The sequence below is a fragment of the Arthrobacter sp. 49Tsu3.1M3 genome, from assembly GCF_900168135.1.
GTDB lineage: Bacteria > Actinomycetota > Actinomycetes > Actinomycetales > Micrococcaceae > Arthrobacter.
Map to the genome: position 1 here is coordinate 38,530 of NZ_FUZD01000009.1, position 20,479 is coordinate 59,008.

General features: G+C 68.1%; 19 protein-coding genes. 9 read left to right on the plus strand and 10 right to left on the minus strand.

Going from position 1 to position 20,479, the window contains the following annotated elements:
• The first annotated feature begins 135 nt into the window (after positions 1 to 135).
• The gene (locus B5X90_RS11670; protein ID WP_230009209.1) at positions 136 to 852 is read left to right on the plus strand and encodes a PAQR family membrane homeostasis protein TrhA; all 717 of its coding nucleotides are present in this window, start codon (positions 136 to 138) and stop codon (positions 850 to 852) included.
• 124 nt (positions 853 to 976) lie between these two features.
• On the opposite strand, the gene B5X90_RS11675 is transcribed toward B5X90_RS11670, so the two are convergent.
• The 4 genes from B5X90_RS11675 to mca form a co-directional block, all read right to left on the minus strand.
• Positions 977 to 1,642, minus strand: a complete 666-nt coding sequence (locus B5X90_RS11675; RefSeq protein ID WP_079553153.1) for an HAD family hydrolase — start codon at positions 1,640 to 1,642, stop codon at positions 977 to 979.
• On the minus strand, positions 1,639 to 3,870 hold the full coding sequence (locus tag B5X90_RS11680) for a thioredoxin domain-containing protein (RefSeq protein ID WP_079553155.1): 2,232 nt from the start codon (positions 3,868 to 3,870) through the stop codon (positions 1,639 to 1,641). The genes B5X90_RS11675 and B5X90_RS11680 overlap by 4 nt, the downstream gene beginning before the upstream one ends.
• Entirely contained in the window at positions 3,848 to 4,201 is a 354-nt protein-coding gene (locus tag B5X90_RS11685; RefSeq protein ID WP_079553157.1) for a hypothetical protein, read from the minus strand. Before B5X90_RS11685 ends, B5X90_RS11680 begins: the two co-directional genes overlap by 23 nt.
• A gap of 104 nt (positions 4,202 to 4,305) precedes the next feature.
• A complete protein-coding gene (mca, locus tag B5X90_RS11690) occupies positions 4,306 to 5,211 on the minus strand; it encodes a mycothiol conjugate amidase Mca (RefSeq protein WP_079553160.1) in 906 nt (301 codons plus the stop codon).
• Between the two features lie 117 nt (positions 5,212 to 5,328).
• On the opposite strand from mca, the gene B5X90_RS11695 reads away from it, so the two are divergent.
• Positions 5,329 to 5,781 (plus strand): DUF4307 domain-containing protein, encoded by a 453-nt coding sequence (locus B5X90_RS11695; protein ID WP_079553163.1) that lies wholly within the window; start codon positions 5,329 to 5,331, stop codon positions 5,779 to 5,781.
• A 231-nt stretch (positions 5,782 to 6,012) separates the two neighbouring features.
• Positions 6,013 to 6,507: a transcription elongation factor GreA gene (greA, locus tag B5X90_RS11700; protein WP_079553165.1), complete on the plus strand. Its 495-nt coding sequence runs from the start codon at positions 6,013 to 6,015 to the stop codon at positions 6,505 to 6,507.
• A 111-nt stretch (positions 6,508 to 6,618) separates the two neighbouring features.
• Here greA and B5X90_RS11705 read toward each other — a convergent pair whose 3' ends face one another.
• The 4 genes from B5X90_RS11705 to B5X90_RS11720 form a co-directional block, all read right to left on the minus strand.
• Positions 6,619 to 7,248, minus strand: coding sequence for a rhomboid family intramembrane serine protease (locus B5X90_RS11705; protein WP_079553168.1), 630 nt, complete (start codon positions 7,246 to 7,248; stop codon positions 6,619 to 6,621).
• 5 nt (positions 7,249 to 7,253) lie between these two features.
• Complete coding sequence (ilvA, locus tag B5X90_RS11710; RefSeq protein ID WP_079553170.1) at positions 7,254 to 8,492, minus strand: threonine ammonia-lyase; 1,239 nt, start codon at positions 8,490 to 8,492, stop codon at positions 7,254 to 7,256.
• Between the two features lie 21 nt (positions 8,493 to 8,513).
• Positions 8,514 to 9,827, minus strand: a complete 1,314-nt coding sequence (locus B5X90_RS11715; protein ID WP_179129117.1) for an AI-2E family transporter — start codon at positions 9,825 to 9,827, stop codon at positions 8,514 to 8,516.
• 111 nt (positions 9,828 to 9,938) lie between these two features.
• Positions 9,939 to 10,916 (minus strand): aldose 1-epimerase family protein, encoded by a 978-nt coding sequence (locus B5X90_RS11720; RefSeq protein WP_079553173.1) that lies wholly within the window; start codon positions 10,914 to 10,916, stop codon positions 9,939 to 9,941.
• Between the two features lie 90 nt (positions 10,917 to 11,006).
• Here B5X90_RS11720 and galK point away from each other — a divergent pair, with 90 nt between their 5' ends.
• Positions 11,007 to 12,167: a galactokinase gene (gene galK, locus B5X90_RS11725; protein ID WP_079553175.1), complete on the plus strand. Its 1,161-nt coding sequence runs from the start codon at positions 11,007 to 11,009 to the stop codon at positions 12,165 to 12,167.
• A gap of 20 nt (positions 12,168 to 12,187) precedes the next feature.
• Positions 12,188 to 13,426: an acetyl-CoA C-acetyltransferase gene (locus B5X90_RS11730; protein ID WP_079553178.1), complete on the plus strand. Its 1,239-nt coding sequence runs from the start codon at positions 12,188 to 12,190 to the stop codon at positions 13,424 to 13,426.
• An 85-nt stretch (positions 13,427 to 13,511) separates the two neighbouring features.
• Here B5X90_RS11730 and B5X90_RS11735 read toward each other — a convergent pair whose 3' ends face one another.
• Together B5X90_RS11735 and B5X90_RS11740 are read right to left on the minus strand one after the other, a co-directional pair.
• Positions 13,512 to 14,429, minus strand: a complete 918-nt coding sequence (locus tag B5X90_RS11735; RefSeq protein WP_079553180.1) for a Bax inhibitor-1/YccA family protein — start codon at positions 14,427 to 14,429, stop codon at positions 13,512 to 13,514.
• Between the two features lie 165 nt (positions 14,430 to 14,594).
• Positions 14,595 to 15,557, minus strand: coding sequence for a hypothetical protein (locus B5X90_RS11740; protein ID WP_143264728.1), 963 nt, complete (start codon positions 15,555 to 15,557; stop codon positions 14,595 to 14,597).
• Positions 15,558 to 16,086: 529 nt separating this feature from the next.
• Here B5X90_RS11740 and B5X90_RS11745 point away from each other — a divergent pair.
• The 4 genes from B5X90_RS11745 to B5X90_RS11760 are packed head-to-tail and all read left to right on the plus strand — an operon-like array spanning position 16,087 to position 20,215.
• The gene (locus B5X90_RS11745) at positions 16,087 to 17,349 is read left to right on the plus strand and encodes a branched-chain amino acid ABC transporter permease (RefSeq protein WP_256860188.1); all 1,263 of its coding nucleotides are present in this window, start codon (positions 16,087 to 16,089) and stop codon (positions 17,347 to 17,349) included.
• Between the two features lie 9 nt (positions 17,350 to 17,358).
• Positions 17,359 to 18,327 (plus strand): branched-chain amino acid ABC transporter permease, encoded by a 969-nt coding sequence (locus B5X90_RS11750; protein WP_079553187.1) that lies wholly within the window; start codon positions 17,359 to 17,361, stop codon positions 18,325 to 18,327.
• A complete protein-coding gene (locus B5X90_RS11755) occupies positions 18,324 to 19,445 on the plus strand; it encodes an ABC transporter ATP-binding protein (protein WP_079553189.1) in 1,122 nt (373 codons plus the stop codon). The genes B5X90_RS11750 and B5X90_RS11755 overlap by 4 nt, the downstream gene beginning before the upstream one ends.
• Positions 19,442 to 20,215, plus strand: coding sequence for an ABC transporter ATP-binding protein (locus B5X90_RS11760; RefSeq protein ID WP_079553192.1), 774 nt, complete (start codon positions 19,442 to 19,444; stop codon positions 20,213 to 20,215). Before B5X90_RS11755 ends, B5X90_RS11760 begins: the two co-directional genes overlap by 4 nt.
• The last annotated feature ends 264 nt before the right edge of the window (positions 20,216 to 20,479 follow it).

Here is a 20,479-nt window from a genome sequence, read left to right on the forward strand (position 1 = left end):
CCTTGAGGTACGTGTTCAGTGCACATCCTAGGCTACCCGCCGGAGGGCCGTGCCGGGTGCAGCTCCGCTACAGGACAGCCCCGGATGGCTTGTTACTGACCGGTAACTTACTACGGCGTAGGTTATTATTACGGCATGGAAAGCAACAGTCCGGAGCCCCGGCCGGAGCCTCCGGCGAAGCGGGCAACCCCGGTGGACGACGCCGCGGTGCGCCTGGCTGAACTGCTGATGATCAAGCCCAAATGGCGGGGCTGGATCCACACCGTCACCGCCCCGCTGGCGCTGGCCGCCGGACTGGTGCTGGTGATCCTGGCGCCGCCGGACCTGAAGGTCGCCTGTGCCGTCTATGCCGTCACCGGGGTCCTGCTGTTCGGCGTCAGTGCCGTCTATCACCGCGGAAACTGGTCACCGCGCGTGAAGATCGTCCTGAAGCGGCTGGACCACACGAACATCATGCTGGTGATCGCCGGAAGCTACACGCCGCTCGCCTGGGCCTTGCTGGACCGGCAGCAAGCCGAAGTGCTGCTCTGGGTGATCTGGTCCGGGGCCATCCTCGGCGTGCTGTTCCGCCTGCTGTGGACCAATGCCCCGCGGTGGCTCTACGTGCCGATCTATATCGCCCTGGGCTGCGGCTCGCTGTTCTACCTGCCGGACTTTTTCGCCGCCAATGCGGCCTCGGCGGTGCTGATCTGCGTCGGCGGGGTCCTGTACATCACCGGAGCCGTCTTCTATGCGCTGAAGAAGCCGAACTTCAGCTACGAACACTTCGGCTTCCATGAACTGTTCCATGCGCTGACGGTCTTTGCCTTCGCCGCGCACTACATCGCCATCGCCATCGCGGTTCTGGGCTGACGCCGGCTGCGCTGATTCTCCCCACCTTGGAAACTGCGGCGCCGGGACTCGCCGGCAGTTCGGCCCGACACGCCGGGCGCCGGCTTCAATAGTGGGGAATTCCGGCGTCAGGGTTGCCCCCGGCTCAGCCGGGATACCCTGCCGCAATGAGCTCGGGCAGCAGCCGCATGTCTGAAAAGACGGTGGTTCCGGGACCGGCCAGTCGGGAAGCCGGGGTGACACCGCCGGCATACGCGAAGACGTGCATTCCCGCCGCCCGGGCGGCCTGGACGCCGTAGGCGCTGTCCTCGACGACGGCGCACCGCCGGGGAGCGGCGCCCAGGCTCGCCGCGGCGTGGAGGAACAGGTCCGGCGCGGGTTTGCCGTTGGCCACTTCCGTGGCGCTGTAGATGCGGCCCTGGAAGCGGCGCAGCAGCCCGGTCTTGCCCAGGGTCCGGCGCATCTTTTCGTGGCTGCCGCTGGAGGCGACACAGTGCGGCAAGGACAGCCGGTCCAGGGCGTCCTCGATGCCGTCAACGGCCTCGAGATCACGTTCAAACGCCTCCTGGTACCAGCGACCGTAGTCGCGGTCCCAACCGTCGGCCAGCCGGATCCCGAGCTGCTGTTCCACTTCGGCCACAAAGTGCGCCTCGGATTTTCCGACGAACCGCTCCACGATGTCATCGAGCTCCAGCTCCCAGCCGAGATCGGCCAGCACGCGCTGGTCCACCCGAATGGCGATCACCTCTGAATCCACCAGCACACCGTCGCAATCGAAAACCACCAGCTCAAGGCCGTCCTGACCCGTCATGGGGACATCCTAGCCAGCTGCCCGCGCACTCCTTCGACGGACGACGCGGGGAGGCCGCAGACCATGCCGCGGCACAGGAACACCTGCGGGGCGCCGTCCGGGCCCGCGCCGCGGCCCTGCAGCAGTGGTACTGGCCGGGCGGCGCCGTCGTCCTGGACCGCGACCACCAGCCCGGGGCTGGCCGAGAGCAACAGTTCCCGGTGCAGCACAGCCCGTTCCGGGGTGTCCGGTCCAGCGACGGCGGCCTCGATGGGACCGGCGACGGCGGCCTGGGCGGTGGCGAGCAGCCAGCCGGCGGCGCGGGGTGCCTGGACCGCAAGCGGAGGAAGCAGCACGGCGAGGATGCTGGCCGCCAGGGTGCGGTGTTCGGACGAGCCGGAGAGGGCCGAGTGGGTCAGCAGGGCACCGGCCAGCGCGGCGGCGCCGCTGGGGGTGGCGCCGTCGAACGGTTCCAGGCCGTCACGGCCGCCCTGGGCGGCCGTGACCTGCGCGGACTCCCCCGCAGCGTCCCTCAGGCCGCCGTCGGCCGCGAACCGCTCGCAGGCGGCGTCCAGAATGGCTTCGGCCAGCCCATACCAGCGGGTGTGCCCGGTAACCGCATAGAGCGCGAACAGCCCCTCGGCGCACATGGCGTAGTCCTCCAGCAGACCGCCGATTCCGCGCGCCACTCCGTCATGGGAGACGCGCATGAGCCTGCCGGGGCCATCCGCCGCGGGCCGCCAGTGCACGCGCTCAAGATAGTCCGCCATCCGCTCCGCCGCGGCCACAAGCTCCGGGCGTGCCAGGACGGCGCCGGCCTCGGCGAGGGCGGCGACGGCGAGTCCGTTCCAGGCCGCCACCACTTTGTCATCCCGGCCGGGCTGGGGCCGGTTCCTGCGCGCCTGCGCCAGCTGCGGGCGCACCCGCTGCCACAGCGCGGCATCTCCGCCGGACATCTCCCGGCCCGGATGCAGCGGCGAACCGTCGGCGCTCACGCTTCCGGGCAGTCGGACGTTCATGAGGGCCGCCACGGCGGCGCCGTCGGCCGGGCCCAGGAGCGACTCCAGGCCGCCGGGAGTCCACAGGTAGCTGGCCCCCTCGGCGTGCACGCCGTCGACGACCGTGTCGGCGTCCAGCGACGACGCCAGGGCCACGACCCCGGTGTCCGGGCCCGTCGCCGGTGCCAGCCCGAGGCGGGCCAGGAGCCAGTCGGCGGTGAGTCCGGCAATCCCGGCGGCTTCGGCCGCCGGGTACTCCGGCGTGCCGCCCAGCCGGACCCAATGGACATAGCCGCGCAGCAACTGGGCGTTGTCGTAGAGCATTTTCTCGAAATGCGGAACAGACCAGTCCCCCGTCACCGAATAGCGGGCGAAGCCGCCGTCGAGCTGGTCGAACAACGCCGAGCGGGACATTGCCGCCAGGCACCGCCCGGCCATGTCCCGGGCTGCGGCGGCGGTGTCCAGGCCCGCGGAGTCCTGGCCCGTGGTGTCCAGGCCCGGGGTGTCCGGGGTGGCGGCCGGCGGCATGGCGGCGTGACGGATCAGGAATTCGAGCACGGCCGCGGGCGGGAACTTCGGCGCGCCGCCGAAGCCGCCGTGGGCCCGGTCCTCGGCGCCGGACAGGGCGGCGACGGCTTCGCCAAGGAGCGCCGCGTCCAGGGCCTCGGGCGGGCCGTCCAGGTGCAGGACGGCTGCCGGCTGGGACGCCGCGATGCCGCGCGCCAGGGTGGCAGCGTTGGCCTCGACGCCGCCGCGGCGGTCCGTCCAGGCCTCGTTCACGGCTTCAAGGACCTGCCGGAAGGACGGCCGGCCCGGCATGGGCCGGGGCGGGTAGTACGTGCCGGCATGGAAGGCCCGGCCATCGGGCAGGAGGAAGACGGACATCGGCCACCCGCCTTCGCCGCTGATCGCCTGCGTAGCTGTCATGTAGACGGCATCGACGTCAGGGCGCTCTTCGCGGTCCACTTTGATGGAGACAAAGTGGGCGTTCAGGTAGTCGGCGGTGTCCTGGTCTTCGAAGGATTCGTGGGCCATGACGTGGCACCAGTGGCAGGCCGCGTAGCCGATCGAGAGGAACACCGGCACGTCCCGGGCGGCTGCGGTGGCGAAGGCCGCGTCACCGAACGGCTGCCAGTGCACGGGGTTGCCGGCATGCTGGCGCAGGTACGCAGAGGGTTCCGCCGCCAGGGCATTCGAGGCCCCGGACGGCGGGTTGGGGAATCCGCGGTCAGCGGGTTCCGGGTCCCGCATCGCCGTTGACTTCCGGCCGGGTAACCGCGCCGTCGGACCGGGAAGCCCCGCCGTCGGCGGGGAAGGCGGTGCCCTCGGCAGGGAATCCGGCGTCCGCGCTCCCGGCGTCCCCGGCGGCCTCACGCTCGGCCTCCACCTGGGCACGGTAGCGGACCCGGCGGATGCGCCGCACCATGTCCACGATCAGCAGCGCGGTCAACACCACGATGAAGGCTGTCAGCAGGAAGCCCAGCAGACCCGGGGTGACCTGGTCCTCGGACAGGCCCGGGCGCAGCGACGGCGTAGGGGTCGGCGCCGGGGCTGTTGCGAGGGCGATGAGCAAGGAATGCACGGTGAGGAACCTTCTGTGGAACTGGTGTCTTTTCTGCGGTGACTTTTCTACAGTGCTTGGTCTACAGCATCTTTTCTACACTGGATAGAAGAGCCCTTTCGTCTCTATCTTAGCCCGGCGAAGAGGTCCGTTTCGGGCAGATCTACGGGGATCCGGGATTCGATCAGGGAGTAGTCCTCCCACGGCCAGACCTTGCGCTGCATGGCCGAGGAGACCGCGAAGAAGAATCCTTCCGGGTCCACCTGGGTCCGGTGCGAGCGGAGTGCGTCGTCGCGGGCTTCGAAGAAATCGCCGCACTCGACCTGGGTGGTGGTGGGGTGCGTCGGCGGCGGCGGGGTATGCCCCTCGGCGTCCGCTTCCAGCCACGCGGCGAGCCGCTCGGCATACGGGGACTGCAGGCCGGCCTCCTCCAGCGCGGAGTGGAGGGCCCGGAAACGGTCCGGGCTGAAGGCGCGGTCGTAGTAGAGCTTGCTGGGCTCCCAGGGTTCCCCGGCGTCCGGATACCGGGCAGGATCGCCGGCCGCCGCGAAGGCCTCGACGGCCACGCGGTGCGCCATGATGTGGTCCGGGTGCGGGTAGCCGCCGTTCTCGTCATAGCTGAGGATCACGTGGGGCTTGAAGTCCCGGACCAGCCGAACCAGCGGCGCGGCCGCCCGCTCCAGCGGCTGCAGGGCGAAGCACCCGGGCGGCAGGGCCGGCAGGGGGTCGCCCTCCGGCAGACCGGAATCGACGAAGCCGAGCCAGCGCTGACGGATGCCGAGGACGTTGGCGGCGGCATCCATCTCCAGCCGGCGCGCCCCGGCCATGTCGCGTTTGGGGTGCGGTTGGCCTTCCATCGCGGGGTTCTGGATGTCGCCGCGGGAGCCGTCGGTGCACGTGGCCACCAGGACGTCCACGCCGGCGGCGGCATACATCGCCATTGTGGCGGCACCCTTGCTGGATTCGTCGTCGGGATGAGCATGGACCGCCAGCAGACGAAGCGGTGCTGACGGGCTGGGGGATGCTGTCATCGTGGGACGGCTCCTCTTTCTGCTGTTCTGCTCTGTTGGGGTGCGTCTGTTGGCGTGCGGTTTGGTCTGTGCGGCCAGCCGGATATATCCCGGTCCGATCCACACTAAACTGGACTGGTGACTTCCGAGGACCAGCCTGCCGCGCCGGCACCTAACAGCCTATCCAATCGTTACGGCGGCCAAAAGCGCGCGCTGTCCCGCAAGGTCAAGCGCAACATCCTGATCGCCGCCCTCGCCGTGGGCATTGCCTTTCTGGCCTGGGTGTCGACGTCGGCGGCCATCGGCGGTGTCAGCTTCAAGGATGTCGGCTACAGCACCACCGACGCCACGGTCACGGAAATCGACTTCCAGGTCACGAAGGACCCGGCAGCGGAGGCGAAGTGTGCTGTGAAGGCCATGGACTCGAAGTTCGCGATTGTCGGCTGGAAGGTTGTGGACATCGGGCCGAACGCGGCCGATGCCGGCACGGACGGCGGACGCACCACAGCCCACCGCACCCAGTTGCGCACGGAATCCCAGGCGGTCTCCGCCGTCGTGGACAGCTGCTGGATTCCCGACGCCGGACACTAACCGGACCACTGGCCGCGGCAAGTGCCGGGCTGGGCACAGAGTGAAGCCGTCCCGGGCCGCCTGTCACACCGCCTGGGACACCGTGTGATCCACGCCGCAGTCCTCTTTGGTTTATCCACAGGATTGACTACAATGGATCAATACCTTTCCCCCGCTGAGCTGGTTACTGCGTCATAAAAGTGGCCACCGTGGCGGGGTCTTTGCTTGTATGACCACCCAAAGGAGAAGTCCGTGTCTACCACCAACAGCGCAACTGCGGCTTGGCTTACCCAGGAAGCTTTTGACCGCCTGAAGGCAGAGCTGGACAACCTTTCCGGCCCCGGCCGGGCAGAAATCGTCCAGAAGATCGAAGCGGCGCGCCAGGAGGGCGACCTCAAGGAGAACGGCGGCTACCACGCTGCCAAGGAGGAGCAGGGCAAGATCGAGGCCCGCATCCGCCAGCTCACGGCCCTCCTGCGGGACGCCCACGTCGGGGAGGCCCCGGCCGACGACGGCATCGTGGAGCCCGGCATGATCGTCGTGGCCAGGATTGCCGGCGACGAGGAGACCTTCCTGCTCGGCTCCCGTGAAATTGCCGGCGACTCGGACCTGGATGTCTTCAGCGAGAAGTCCCCCCTCGGCGCGGCCATCGTCGGCCACAAGGAGGGCGACAAGCTCAGCTACACCGCCCCGAACGGCAAGGACATCACGGTGGAGATCATGTCCGCCAAGCCGTACGCCGGCTGAGCCCCGCAATACGTTCCGTTCCGTGACGGAATCCGTTCGCAGAACGGCAGCGACAGAACAACGACGCCGGCCTTCCCTTCGCGGGGAGGCCGGCGTCGCGTTTTCCGCCTGTCAGCGTCGTCCCGCGGGCAGCGCTCCGGGGCGCCTGGTGCTCAGCAGCAGCGCGGCTGTGATGCCGCCGATTGCCCCGCCCAGGTGGGCCTGCCACGAGACGAAGCTGGCCACGGTGGGCAGGATTCCGAACAGGATGCCGCCGTAGGCCATGAACAGCACCACGGACAGGGCGATCTGCCACCAGTTCCGGTTGATGAAGCCGCGGACCAGGAGGAACGCGAAGAGCCCGAACACCAGCCCGGAGGCGCCCACGGTGACGCTGGCGCCGCCGATGAGCCACACCACGAGCCCGGAGGCCAGCCAGCTGGCGGCCAGTGCGGTGATGAACACCCGGTGCCCGGAGAGGAACACGAGGAACCCGAAGATGATCAACGGGAGCGTGTTGGACATCAGGTGGGCCAGGCTGGAGTGCAGCAACGGAAAGGTCAGGATGTCCAGGATCCCGTCCAGGCTGCGCGGCCGCAGCCCGAAAGTGCGGTTCAGGGAGTGGAACAGGGCGGTGTTGAGGATCTCGATCAGGTAGAGCAGCACCACGAAGGAGCCGACCACCAGCAGTCCCCGGCGGGCCCGCACCGCGGTACTCTCCCCCTCCCGCGGTTCCCTGCCCCCAAACGCGTCCGTCACCATGGCCCCTAGTGCACCACGATCGGCTGGAAACCCTCGGCGCGCAGCGCCGCCAGGACCTGGCTGCAGTGCTCGTGGCCCTTGGTTTCCAGGTTGACGGTAATGGAGACGTCGCCCATGCTGATGGAGCCGCCCACCCGGGTGTGGTCCAGGCCCGTGACGTTGGCGTCGTTCTCGGCGATGATGCGGGCGATCGTGGCCAGCGAGCCCGGACGGTCGTCCAGCATCATCCGCACGGTCATGTACCGGCCGGCGGCGGAGAGGCCGCGCTGGATGACCTTGAGCATCAGCATGGGGTCGATGTTGCCGCCCGAGAGAACCACCGCAACGGTTCCGGGATTTTCGATCTTGCCTTCCATGAGCGCCGCGACGCCGACGGCCCCGGCAGGTTCCACCACCATCTTGGCGCGCTCCAGCAGGAAGATCAGCGCCCGGGCCAGGGCGTCTTCGCTGACGGTGACGACGTCGTCGACGAGCTCGCGGATGATGCTGAACGGCAGCTGGCCCGGCCGGCCCACGGCGATGCCGTCGGCCATGGTGGAGACCTTCTTGAGCGGGACGAGGGCGTCGGCGGCGAGCGAGGGTGGATAGGCGGCGGCGTTTTCAGCCTGGACGCCGATGATGCGGATCTCGCGGCCGAGTTCTTTGGCGCGTGCCTTCACCGCGACGGCAACGCCCGCGAGGAGTCCGCCGCCGCCGACACCCATCAGGATGGTGTCGACGTCGGGGACCTGTTCGAGGATCTCCAGCCCGACCGTTCCCTGGCCGGCGACGACGTCGACGTCATCGAAGGGGTGGACAAAGACGGCGCCGCTTTCATCGGCGTAGCGCTTGGCTTCCGCGAGCGCCTCGTCCACGTTGTGGCCGTGCAGCACCACTTCGGCGCCGTGGCTGCGGGTGGCGGCGAGCTTGGGCAATGCGACGCCGAGCGGCATGTAGATCCGGGCCTTGATGCCCAGGCTCTTGGCTGCGACGGCCACGCCCTGGGCGTGGTTTCCGGCGGAGGCCGCCACGACGCCGCGCTTCTTTTCGGCGTCGGAGAGCTTGGCCATCCGCACGTAGGCGCCGCGGACCTTGAAGGAGCCGGCGCGCTGCAGGTTTTCGCACTTGAGGAAGACCTCGCCGCCTACCGTGCTGCCGAGGGCCCGCGATGATTCAACGGGCGTCCGCGTAATAATCCCGTCGAGCAGCTTCTGCGCCTCCAGGACATCGTCCAGCGTGACGGGCAGGCTCTCAAGGGTCTTCACGAACTGTTCTCCTTCTTTGGATCAGGCGTCGGTGCCCCGTCCGGCATCGCTGCCCGGAGCACCGCTGTTGGGTGCGGCGCCCTCGCCGCCGGGGTTTGCGCCCGGCAGGTGGACGTCTGTGAAGGTGGTGTCTGCGCCGGGTTCGGGGGCAGGACCGCCCCCGGCTCCCGCGGTTGCCAACACTTCATCATGTTCCCACGTTCTGCCGGCAATGTAGCGAATCGACGAGTTTGCTACGGCAAGGATCGGAACGGAGAACAATGCGCCGGGGATCCCGGCGAGGTAGGAGCCGGCCGCGACGGACAGGATCACGGCGACGGGGTGGAGGGAGACGGCCTTGCCCATGACGAGGGGCTGCAGGATGTGGCTTTCGAGCTGCTGGACGCCGAGCACGATCGCCAGCATGATGAGGGCGTTGACGGGCCCGTTGGCGACCAGCGCCAGCAGCACGGCGATCGCGCCGGTGAACAGCGCGCCGACCACCGGGATGAACGAACCGAGGAAGACCAGCACGCCCAGCGGCAGCGCGAGCGGCACTCCGATGATGGCGGCGCCGACGCCGATGCCCACGGCGTCCACGAAGGCGACGAACATTTGGATGCGTGCGTAGCTGACCATGGATGTCCAGCCGCGGCGGCCCGCGCCGTCCGTGGCCCGGCGCGCCTTCCGGGGCATGAGCCTGACGAGGAAGGCCCAGATTCTGTCGCCTTCGAGCAGGAAGAAGATCAGGATGAACAGCGCCAGGACAAGGCCGGCGGCGAAGTGCCCGGCGGTGCTCCCGAACGTCAGGGCCCCGCTGAGGATGCTGCTGCTGTTGTTTTGCAAGGCAGCGGTGGCGTCCTCGATGTACTTGTCGATCTGGGCGGCCGTCAGGTGCAGCGGGCCGTCCGACAGCCAGGTCTGTACCTGCTGTACGCCCGTGAGCGCCTGGGACCACAGCTCGCCGAAGCCCTGCATGAGCTGGCGCCCGACCAGGGTCAGGGCACCGACGATGAGTCCGATGAAGCCGAGCACCGTGATGGCGACGGCGAGCCCCTTGGGCACGCGCCGGTTGGCCATCCAGCGCACTGCGGGGCTGAGGAGCCCCGAGAGGAGGGCGGCCACCATGATGGGGATGATGAGGAAGCTGACGTGGCTGAGCAGCCAGACCAGCAGCCCGATCACGAGCAGGATCAGGCCGCCGCGCCACGCCCAGGCGGCGGCGATCCGCACGCCGTAGGGAATGTCCTGGTCGATCTCCCGGTCGGTCCGTACCCGGGCGCCGGCGCGTGCGCCGGTCCCGGCCGCGGAATAGGAGGGGCTTGTGGCGGGTGCGGCGTCCTCAGCTGGCGTCATAGCCCCATGATTCCGTAGGCGACGTTCAATAGGAAACCGGCAACCGGCAACCTGCACCGGGGCGACGGCCCGGGCGCCGGCGGGGTCAGCCCGCCGGGTCGGCCTGTGGGGTCAGGGTGCGGTGGCCGTCAGCGAGGCGGAGATGCCCCAGGTCATGGAGAACTGCTCCCCCGGCGCAAGCCAGCGCAGGCCCTCGCCGCTGTTGAATGCGTTGGCGGGCCCGGTCATCGGCTCGATCGCGACCGCTTTCGACCGGCCCGGAAATTCCGTCGTCACGAAGACATGGACGTACCCGCAGCTCGCGTCCTGCCACAGGCTCACCGTCCGCCCGTCGGGTGAGCGCAGCGTGTGCCGGGCGACGCCGCCGTCGAACTCCAGGTCCGTGTAGGCCGAGTCGAGGTCCAGGGTCCCTACCGGACGCCCGCCGCGCAGATCGAAGTCGCCGCTGACCGGTTCACTGCTGCGCGGGATGAGGCGGTCGTCGGCGACCAGCCTGGTCCGGGCGTCCACGCTCACGGTGAGGTCCTCGCTGGGCACGTCGCCCAGCCGCAGGTACGGGTGCGCGCCAAGTACGAAGGGCGCGCGGTCCTGGGAGTCGTTGATCAGGGTTTGGCGCACCACCAGCCCCAGGTCCTCGGCCAGTTCATAGCGGACCCGGTGCCGCAGAAGAAACGGGTAGCCGTGCTGCGGAAAAACCGCGGCCTCCAGGGTTACGGAGAACTCGTCCTCGTCCACGAGGTCGTAGGAGGAGTTCCGCAGCAGACCGTGGCTGGCGTTGTTGCGGGAGACCTCGGTGATGTCCAGCTGCAGCTTCTTGCCGTTGAGGTGCCAGACGCCGTCCTCCACCCGGTTGGCCCACGGTGCCAGCGTGATTCCGGTGGCGCCGTGGGCAATGTCGGCGTCCCCGTAGGTTTCCGTCAGGGCGGTGTCCCCGCGGCTGTAGAGCCGCAGGCCGGCGGCGAGTTCGGTGACGACTGCCAGGGCGTCGCCGCGCCGGAGCTCGTACTGGCGGCCGGACGCGTACCGGCGCATCGTGTCATTGGCGTCGGGTACAGCGCCGGATGCCGGGGGTGTCGCTGAGAGATCCATGGTGACCACCGTACAGCCCGCACCACACAAACAACCCCGCGAACCCGTATACCTTGGACCCATGACTTCCAGCGGCGCAGGAGCCAGGCCATGAATCCACCCCTTGACGGCAGCGGGCTCGCCGCCCGGTTTGAGACGGTCTTCGGCGGCCGGCCCGACGGCGTGTGGCAGGCACCGGGACGGGTCAACCTCATCGGCGAGCACACCGATTACAACGAGGGCTTCGTCCTGCCGTTCGCCATCGACCGGGCGGCGCGGGTTGCCGTCCGGGTCAGGCCGGATTCCACCGTGCGGATGCTCTCCACGTTCGGCAACCAGGGGCTGACCACGGCGGAGACCGGCTCGCTGGCCCGCGCCAGCGCCAGGGGCTGGACAAAATACCCGCTCGGGGTCATCTGGGCCCTGCAGCAACGGGGCCTCCAGGTTCCCGGCGTGGACCTGCTCCTGGATTCCGAGGTTCCGCGAGGGGCGGGCCTGTCGTCCTCCCACGCCATCGAATGCGCCGTGATTTCGGCGCTGAACGGGCTCATGGACGCCGGCCTCTCCGTGCAGGACATGGTCCTGGCCACCCAGCGGGCGGAGAACGACTTCGTCGGCGCACCCACCGGCATCATGGACCAGTCCGCCTCGCTCCGGGCCACGGCCGGCCACGCCGTCTTCCTCGACTGCCGGGACCAGAGTGTCCGGCTGGTGCCGTTCGACGCCGACGCCGCCGGACTGGTGCTGCTGGTTATCGACACTAGGGTTTCCCATTCCCACGCCGACGGCGGGTATGCGGCCCGCCGGGAATCGTGCGAACTCGCCGCCGAGGTCCTTGGCGTGCGGGCGCTGCGCGACGTCGGGCTCGAGGACCTCGAGGAGGCCAGCGGGCTTCTGGACCAGGAGACCTTCCGCCGGCTCCGGCATGTGGTCACCGAGAACCAGCGCGTGCTGCAGACGGTGGAGCTGCTGGACACCCGGGGTCCGGCGGCCATCGGCCCCCTGCTGGACGCGTCCCATGCCTCGATGCGCGATGACTTCGAGATCTCCTGCGCGGAGCTGGACCTTGCCGTGGACACGGCGCGGTCGGCCGGCGCGATCGGCGCCCGTATGACCGGCGGCGGCTTCGGCGGCTCCGCGATCGCCCTGACGCCGGCGGGATCGGCGCAGCAGGTGCGCTCCGCCGTCGAACGTGCCTTCGTCCGGGCCGGATATGACGCGCCGGAGATCTTCAGCGTCAGCCCCGCGGCCGGAGCCATGCGCCTGGCCTAGGCGGGGCGTAGTCTGGGCGCATGCCAGAAGCTGTCATCGTTTCTACCGCCCGGAGCCCGATCGGCCGCGCGTTCAAAGGGTCCCTGAAAGACGAACGGCCCGACGATCTCGCCGCGGCCATGATCACAGCTGCCCTCGCCGGGATTCCCGTGTTCGACGCCGCCGCCGGGCCCGGCCGCGGCCTGGACGACATCTATCTGGGGTGCGCCGAGCCAAGCGGCGAGGCCGGCTCCAACATGGCCCGTGTGGTCAGCATCCTGGCCGGGCTGGACAACGTTCCGGCCGCCACCATCAACCGCTTTTGTGCCTCCAGCCTGCAGACGCTCCGGATGGCCTTCCACGCCATCAAAGCCGGCGAAGGCCAGGCGTTCGTGGCCGCCGGGGTGGAGGCGGTGTCGCGCTACCGGGAGTGGGCAGGTGCCGGTGAGACCGACGCCAGCACGCACAATCCGCGCTTCGAGGCGGCCCGGAAGCGCACCGAGGCCCGCGCGGCCGCCAACACGCCGTGGACCGACCCGCGGCTGGGCGGCCGGATGCCGGACGTGTACATCGCCATGGGCCAGACGGCGGAGAATGTCGCCACAAGCTACGGCATCACCCGTCAGGAGCAGGACGCCTGGGCAGTGCTCAGCCAGAACCGGGCCGAGGCGGCCATCGCCTCCGGGTTCTACGCCCGCGAAATCACGCCGTACACCCGCGCCGACGGCTCGGTGGTCGAACGCGACGATTCGCCGCGTCCCGGTGTAAGCGCGGAGGCCGTCGGCGCCCTGCAGCCCGTCTTCCGCAGCAGCGGCACCGTGACGGCCGGTAACGCGTGCCCGCTCAATGACGGGGCCGCCGCCGTCGTGGTCATGAGTGACGCGCGCGCCCGCGAATTGGGCCTCGAGCCGCTTGCCCGGATCGTCTCCACCGGTGTCAGCGCACTGTCCCCGGAGTTGATGGGCATGGGCCCGGTGGAAGCGACCCGCCGCGCGCTCGCGATCGCCGGGCTGACCATCGGGGACATCGACCTCGTGGAGCTCAACGAGGCCTTCGCCGTCCAGGTGGTGGCCAGCGCCCGGGAGCTCGGCATCGATCCGGAAATGCTCAATGTCCACGGCGGCGCCATCGCGCTCGGCCACCCCTTCGGGATGACCGGCGCCCGCATGACCACCACGCTGCTCAACGGGCTCCGGGCCCGCGATGCCTCCCTCGGCCTGGCCACGCTGTGCGTCGGCGGCGGCCAGGGCATGGCGGTTGTGTTCGAGCGGCTCAGCTGACGGCTTGCGGGCCGCATACGAGAGGAGCCCCGCCGTTGGGCGGGGCTCCTCTCGGGAAATCAGGGTCGTTCAGGAACGACGCCGGTCAGTCGTCGCCGCGCAGGATGGCCAGCAGTCGGATGATCTCGACGTAGAGCCAGACCAGCGTGACCGTGAGGCCGAAGGCCGCGGTCCAGGAGAATCGCTGCGGGGCGCCGGCGTTGATGGCCGCCTCGATGGACGTGAAGTCCATGATCAGGGAGAAGGCGGCCAGGCCGATCGCAAGGATGCCGATGAAGACGCCGAGCGGGATGCCCATGATCTCCATGCTGGTGCTGAGGCCAAACGGCGTGGTCACGGCCCCGGTCATCATCATGAACATGTTGACCAGCGCGAACACCGCATAGCCGATCAGGGCGATCATGAAGAACCGCATGAGCTTGGGCGTCGCCCGGACTTTGCCGCTCTTGAACAGCACCAGCGTCACGGCGAAGACGGACAGTGTCCCGACGACGGCCTGGATGCCGACACCCGGGAACAGGTTGTCAAGGATGCGGGTCAGGCCGCCGAGGAAGAATCCTTCGAGCAGGGCGTAGGCCAGGATCAGTCCGGGTGAGGGCTGCTTCTTGAAGGTGTTGACCATCGCGAGCGCGAAGCCGCCGAGGGCTCCGAGGATCATCAGCATGGATCCGGTGCCCTGCGGGACGGCGAGCGCCACTGCGGCGCCGACTACCAGGATGCCGAGGCACCCGGCCGTCTTGACGATGACGTCGTCGTACGTCATCCGGCCGATGTCGGCCGGCCCGGCCGCCGGGCGGTTGTACAGGTCCTGGAGCTGTTCCTGGGTCATGCCCTGCTGGGCCCCATTCCACCCGCCCTGGCCCGGGGCCTGGCCGTAGGCGGTCTGGCCGTATGGGTTCTGGCCGTACGGGTTCTGACCGTACGGGGCCTGCGGGGCAGGCGGTGCCTGGGTGGCTTCGCGGAAATTCTTTCCGCTGAAGATCGGGTTTCCGCCATGTGCCATTGCGGGTGTCCTCCAAAATAAGGGGGTGGGTGATGTTCCGGTGCGATGCGGACTAGACGAACTGGGAGTTTATATAGTCACGCTACCAATTCCCACGGCTGACAGGGAGGGATAGTTCCCCCCGCGGACCGCCGCAACCGAACCGTGATCTAGGTCAGCGGGTTTTCAGGCCGGGATGTCCGCGGACGCCGGCCTCCCAGTGCGGCTCGCGACAGCGCGGCTCGCGAGAGTGCGGCTCGCGAGAGTGCGGCTCGCGAGAGTGCGGCTCGTGAGCGTGCCGGCCGCCAGCAGGCCGGACTGTCCGTCACCGTGGAAATCGTCGTACCGCTGCGACGGGTCCCCCTTCGGCTCCGGGAGCGGGCCGGGAACGGGCACCGGCGTTCCGGTGCCGCTGTTGACAATGACGTCGTCGATATAGATGTCGGCCATCTGCTGATCGTGTTCGGAGCCAAGCTGGAGCGTGTCGAGCGTCGTCGCGGAAATGCTGACAGTGCCGGCGTAGACCGAACGCCCGTCCCACCAGATTTGGACGTTGGTCCCGGGGCCGTTGGGGACCACGTGCATGACGAGCCGGTGCCAGGAGTCCGTCGGGACGTCCCGCCGCAAGGTGGTGTAGGCGAACCCTGCCGGTGACGAGGTACGGAGCACGAGCTCATGGGAGACGTTCTGCCGGAAAACATCCAGGACCCGGACTCCGCCGGCAAAGAACCGGAAGTAGGGAACATTGTTTCCCGCCACTCCTTCGGCGGCGATGTTGAACCAGCCGTCCGCATATGCCTCCGTGGTCCCGGGGGTCAGGCCCACCGTCAGCCTGGCGATGGAGCCCGGCACCGCGTTGGTGTGCAGGAGGGCGGCACAGTTCCCGGAGTGCGAGAGCCCGGTGGACACCGAGGCGTTCCCGGTCCCGGCCGCGGAAATGCCGAAGCCGTCCAGGGTGCCTGCCTCAAAGCTGGACGCCGCCGCCTGGATCCCCGGATACGGGTCCCTGAGTGCCTCCGTGGAGGGAACGCAGGCCTGCGCCCCGGCGGTTTCGGGGCCCAGACTGAGCGCCGGGAGGCCCAGGATCGCCAATACAAGCGAACCCGCGAGACACAGCTTGACCACCCGGTTCATCAGTCGGCCCTCCACGATCGGCCCCTGCTATCGGCGCCGGCCGGAGTCCGGAACGAACGGACTCCGGTTCTGGCGCTCTTCGCACCATAACGCCGGCGGGCTTGGAAAAAGCTTGGGGGTGGCGGTTCCGCGGGCCGGAGCGGACATGCGCGGCCGCCCGCGACAGCCCCGGGCGGCCCGGCGAATCGGGGACCGGGTCGGCCACTGTTTAGGCATACTCGGAATCAACAAAAGTTTTCTTTAGATGGGCTACAGCAAGGTGTCGGCGGCGCTACACGGTTGTTACCCGATCGCGACGTTCTCCCTGCTCGCAGCGGCATTGTTTGGCTCGCCCGGGCTGTAGCATAGGCCACACAGGGTGACGGACATCACAACACTTGATCGTATTGCCAGACGCTCGTCCCCTGACCGTTCGCAACGGTTGCAAAGGCGCAACCCACAGCACCCCCATGTGGAGGTTTTCAATTTGAGAAGCACAACGAGCGGCCTGTCGCAGAGACGGCGCGGCAGACTACTGAGGTCTGTGGGGGCAGTATTCGCCGCCATGGCTGCGCTACTGCTCATCGTGGCCCCGGCGTCCAGCGCTACGAGCCCGTCGCCGACACCATCCCCGTCGGCCACCCAGTTCACGAACACCATCAGCGGCTTCCTGCGCGGCGACGACCGCGCACCGATCCCCGGGGTAACCGTCACCGCCACGAGCGGCGATTTCACGGGAACCACCAAATCGGGAGCCAACGGCGCGTGGACCATTGGTGTCCCCACCCAGGGGACCTACGAGGTCAAACTCGACGAGTCCACGCTTCCGCAGGGCATCAAGCTGGCCGAGGGCCAGGAGAACCCCCGCAAGGTCACCTTCAGCCAGACCTCTAACCTCTCGGTGATCTTTGCTTTTGGCAAGGGCATTGTGGTGGAGCAGCAGAACTTCATGCAAAACCTCCTCAACCGGCTGGTGGCGGGCCTGAGCTTTGGTTTGCTGCTCGCCCTCGCGGCGGTGGGCCTGTCCCTGATCTTTGGCACCACCGGCCTGACCAACTTCGCCCACGGTGAAATGGTCACGCTGGGCGCGGTGCTGGTGTTCATGCTGAACGCCATGCACCTGCCGTTCTGGCTGTCCATCATCCTGGCCGTCATTGGCGGCGGATTGTTCGGCTACATCCAGGACGCGGGCCTGTGGAAGCCGCTGCGGCGCCGCGGAACCGGGCTTGTGCCGATGATGATCGTCAGCATCGGCCTGGCCCTGTCAGTTCGCTACATCATCCAGTTCTACTTCGGCGGCGCCACCCAGCAGCTGCCGTTCGCCCAGAGTGTCGAGATCCTGATCGGCCCGATCTCCATCTCCCCCAACAACCTCTGGTCCCTCCTCGTCAGTGCCGTCGTGATCGCCGTCCTCGGCGTCGTCCTGCTCAAGACCCGCCTCGGCAAGGCCACCCGTGCGGTGGCCGACAACCCGGCGCTGGCCGCGGCTTCCGGCATCGACGTCGACTCCGTCATCCGCATCGTCTGGGTGGTCGGCGGCATGCTCGCCGCCCTCGGCGGCATCCTCTGGGCCTACTACCGTCCCGGCGTCACCTTCGACATGGGCTCCCAAATCCTGCTGCTCATCTTCGCCGCCGTCACCCTCGGCGGCCTCGGCACAGTCTGGGGCGCCCTGGTCGGTTCCATCATCGTCGGCATCTTCGTTGAGCTGACCACCGTGTTCGGCCTCGCAGCCGACCTCAAGTACGTGGGAGCGTTGTTCATCATGATTGTTGTCCTCTTGTTCCGCCCTCAGGGCATTCTGGGCCGCAAAGAGCGCGTGGGTTAGGAGACAGCCATGGATTTCGGATTCATATTTTCCAGCGCCGCCGGCGAGCTCTTCAGCCCGACGACAGCTGCCTACGCCCTTGCCACCCTCGGCCTCGCGGTCCACTTCGGCTATACCGGCCTGCTCAACTTCGGCCAGGCCGGCTTCATGGCGGTGGGAGCCTACGGCTTCGCCATCTCCACCCTGACGTTCCATGTGCCGTTCTTTGTCGGACTGCTCGTCGCCGTCGTCGCCTCCGCCATCTTCGCCCTGCTGCTCGGCATCCCGACGCTGCGGCTGCGGGCGGACTACCTGGCCATCGTGACCATCGCGGCGGCCGAAATCGTGCGGTACATCGTCACGACCAACCAGCTGACCGCCGTCACCGGCTCGGCTAACGGCCTGGCCGCCTTCGAAGGCGATTTCTATGCCATGAACCCCTTCCCCCCGGGGACCTACGTCGGCATGAACAACCGTGACTTCTTCATCCGGGTGGTGGCCTGGGCCGTCGTGGCCATCTTCTGCCTCCTGGTCTGGCTGCTGATGCGAAGCCCCTGGGGCCGTGTGCTCAAGGGCATCCGCGAGGACGAGAACGCGGTCCGCTCGCTCGGCAAGAACGTGTACGCCTACAAGATGCAGTCCCTGATCATCGGTGGCGCGCTCGGTGCCCTGGCAGGCATGATCTTCACGATTCCCCGCGGCGCGGTGCAGCCGGCCAACTATGGAACGGAACTGACGTTCTTCCTCTACACCTGCCTGCTGCTCGGCGGGCTCGGCACTGTGCTCGGTCCGGTGGTCGGCGCCATGATCTTCTGGGTGGTGCTCTCGCTCACCCAGGGCATCCTCTATGGCCTGATCGAGTCCGGCACCATCACGTGGCTGAATACGGTCCAGGCCGGGCAGCTGCGTTACATCCTGGTCGGCGTGGCGCTCATGCTGCTGATGATCTTCAGGCCCCAGGGCGTTCTCGGCAATAAGAAGGAGCTGGCATTCGCATGAGCATTCCAAGCGAAGAGTCACGGGACGAACCCCGCACGTCGGAAGAAATCGACTACATGACGGACACGCGTCCGATCGCCGCCGGCGAGATCGCGCCTGGTTGCAAGAAGCGTGATCCGATCGTGGTGGCGGAGAACGTCACCCGCAGCTTCGGCGGCATCAACGCCGTCGACGTCCAGTACCTCGAGATCCCGCGGCACAAGATCACCGCCCTGATCGGCCCCAATGGCGCCGGCAAGACCACCTTGTTCAACCTGCTGACGGGATTCGATACCCCGAACTCGGGTACCTGGCAGTTCGAGGGCAACAACATAGCCGGCGTCTCCTCCTACAAGGTCGCCCGGATGGGAATGGTGCGCACGTTCCAGCTCACCAAGGTGATGGGCAAGCTCACCGTCATGGAGAACATGCGCCTCGGCGCCTCCAACCAGTCCGGCGAACGCCTGTCCAAGGCCCTGTTCAAGGGCATCTGGGGCGGCCAGGAAAAGACGATCACCCAGCAAGCCACCGTGCTTCTGGAGAAGTTCAAGCTGGACGCCAAGAGGGACGACTACGCCGCGTCGCTCTCCGGCGGGCAGCGGAAGCTGCTGGAAATGGCACGCTCCCTCATGGTGCGGCCCAAGCTGGTCATGCTCGATGAGCCGATGGCCGGCGTCAACCCGGCACTGACGCAGTCTTTGCTGGACCACATCAAGAACCTCAAGGCCGAAGGCATGACGGTCCTGTTCGTCGAGCACGACATGAACATGGTCCGCCACATCGCCGACTGGGTGGTCGTGATGGCCGAGGGCAAAATCGTGGCCGAAGGCCCTCCCGCCGAGGTCATGAAGAACCCCGCCGTGATCGACGCCTACCTCGGCGCCCACCACGACGTCGATCTTGGCGACGCGGAAGGCATCAAGGAACTGGCCGCGGAGCTCGTCGCCGACGAGGAATCGATTGTCGGCACCGAAAACGCCGGCATCATCTCCGCCGACGTCCTCGCCGCGGAAGCGCCGGAACCGGGGGAACCCGGGGAACCCGGGGAACCGGCGCCGAACGGGACCCGCGGCCGCCGCAGCGCGGGAGAGCCGAACCGCGCCGAAGAGCCGAACAGCACAGAGAAGGACACAGAATGAGCGCCACCAGCGCGGCCCCGGCCGCCCAGCCCGCCTTCGATGGCGACTCGGTCGTGAAGGTCACCGATCTGGTGGCTGGTTACATCCCCGGCGTCAATATCCTCAACGGCTGCAGTATCGAGGCCCGCAAGGGCGAGCTGATCGGCATTATCGGCCCCAACGGCGCCGGCAAGTCCACACTGCTGAAGGCCATGTTCGGCCTGGTCAAGGTCCACTCCGGCTCGGTCGTGGTCCGCGGGCAGGACATCACCGGGCTCAAGGCCAACAAGCTGGTCAGCAAGGGCGTCGGCTTTGTTCCGCAGAACAACAACGTGTTTGCTGCCCTGACCATCGAGGAAAACCTGCAGATGGGCATGTTCCAGCGGCCCAAGGACTACGCCCAGCGGTTCGACTTCGTCACCGAACTGTTCCCGGAACTCGGCAAGCGGCGCGCCCAGCGGGCCGGCTCGCTCTCCGGCGGCGAACGCCAGATGGTCGCCATGGGACGCGCCCTGATGATGGACCCGGCCGTGCTGCTTCTTGATGAGCCCTCGGCTGGCCTCTCCCCTGTCAAGCAGGATGAGACCTTTCTCCGGGTCCACGAGATCAACCGGGCCGGCGTCTCGGTCATCATGGTGGAACAGAATGCCCGCCGCTGCCTGCAGATCTGCGACCGCGGCTACGTGCTGGACCAGGGCAAGGACGCGTACACGGGGACGGGCCGGGAACTCATGAAGGATCCCAAGGTCATCCAGCTCTACCTGGGGACGCTCGCAGACACTGTCGAATAGCGCTCCGGGCAGTATCTCCCCCGCAGGGGCCGTCACCAGCCGGTGGCGGCCCTTCTGCGTGCCCGGCGGGGCCTGTTAGGGCCCAGGGCCTCCGACCGCGCCACCGGTCGCTACCGCAGCCACTCGCTCGGCGCCTGCCTCCGTCGCCCTCAGCGTTCGTCTCACCGACCGCTCCGCGGCAGACGACGACGGCGTCCCACTGTGCGTAGTTATGGGCGGGCACCCAGCGGGCTAGGCCGGAATCCCGGCGTCGAGATATCCAAT

Coding starts and splice junctions, on each gene's coding strand:
- galK (WP_079553175.1), top strand. CDS start 11,007: ATGAATCCACCCCTTGACGGCAGCGGGCTCGCCGCCCGGTTTGAGACG.
- B5X90_RS11735 (WP_079553180.1), bottom strand. CDS start 14,429: ATGGCACATGGCGGAAACCCGATCTTCAGCGGAAAGAATTTCCGCGAA.
- B5X90_RS11755 (WP_079553189.1), top strand. CDS start 18,324: ATGAGCATTCCAAGCGAAGAGTCACGGGACGAACCCCGCACGTCGGAA.
- B5X90_RS11750 (WP_079553187.1), top strand. CDS start 17,359: ATGGATTTCGGATTCATATTTTCCAGCGCCGCCGGCGAGCTCTTCAGC.
- B5X90_RS11745 (WP_256860188.1), top strand. CDS start 16,087: ATGGCTGCGCTACTGCTCATCGTGGCCCCGGCGTCCAGCGCTACGAGC.
- B5X90_RS11705 (WP_079553168.1), bottom strand. CDS start 7,248: ATGGTGACGGACGCGTTTGGGGGCAGGGAACCGCGGGAGGGGGAGAGT.
- B5X90_RS11720 (WP_079553173.1), bottom strand. CDS start 10,916: ATGGATCTCTCAGCGACACCCCCGGCATCCGGCGCTGTACCCGACGCC.
- B5X90_RS11680 (WP_079553155.1), bottom strand. CDS start 3,870: ATGCGGGACCCGGAACCCGCTGACCGCGGATTCCCCAACCCGCCGTCC.
- B5X90_RS11670 (WP_230009209.1), top strand. CDS start 136: ATGGAAAGCAACAGTCCGGAGCCCCGGCCGGAGCCTCCGGCGAAGCGG.
- mca (WP_079553160.1), bottom strand. CDS start 5,211: ATGACAGCATCCCCCAGCCCGTCAGCACCGCTTCGTCTGCTGGCGGTC.
- B5X90_RS11675 (WP_079553153.1), bottom strand. CDS start 1,642: ATGACGGGTCAGGACGGCCTTGAGCTGGTGGTTTTCGATTGCGACGGT.
- B5X90_RS11730 (WP_079553178.1), top strand. CDS start 12,188: ATGCCAGAAGCTGTCATCGTTTCTACCGCCCGGAGCCCGATCGGCCGC.
- B5X90_RS11715 (WP_179129117.1), bottom strand. CDS start 9,827: ATGACGCCAGCTGAGGACGCCGCACCCGCCACAAGCCCCTCCTATTCC.
- B5X90_RS11760 (WP_079553192.1), top strand. CDS start 19,442: ATGAGCGCCACCAGCGCGGCCCCGGCCGCCCAGCCCGCCTTCGATGGC.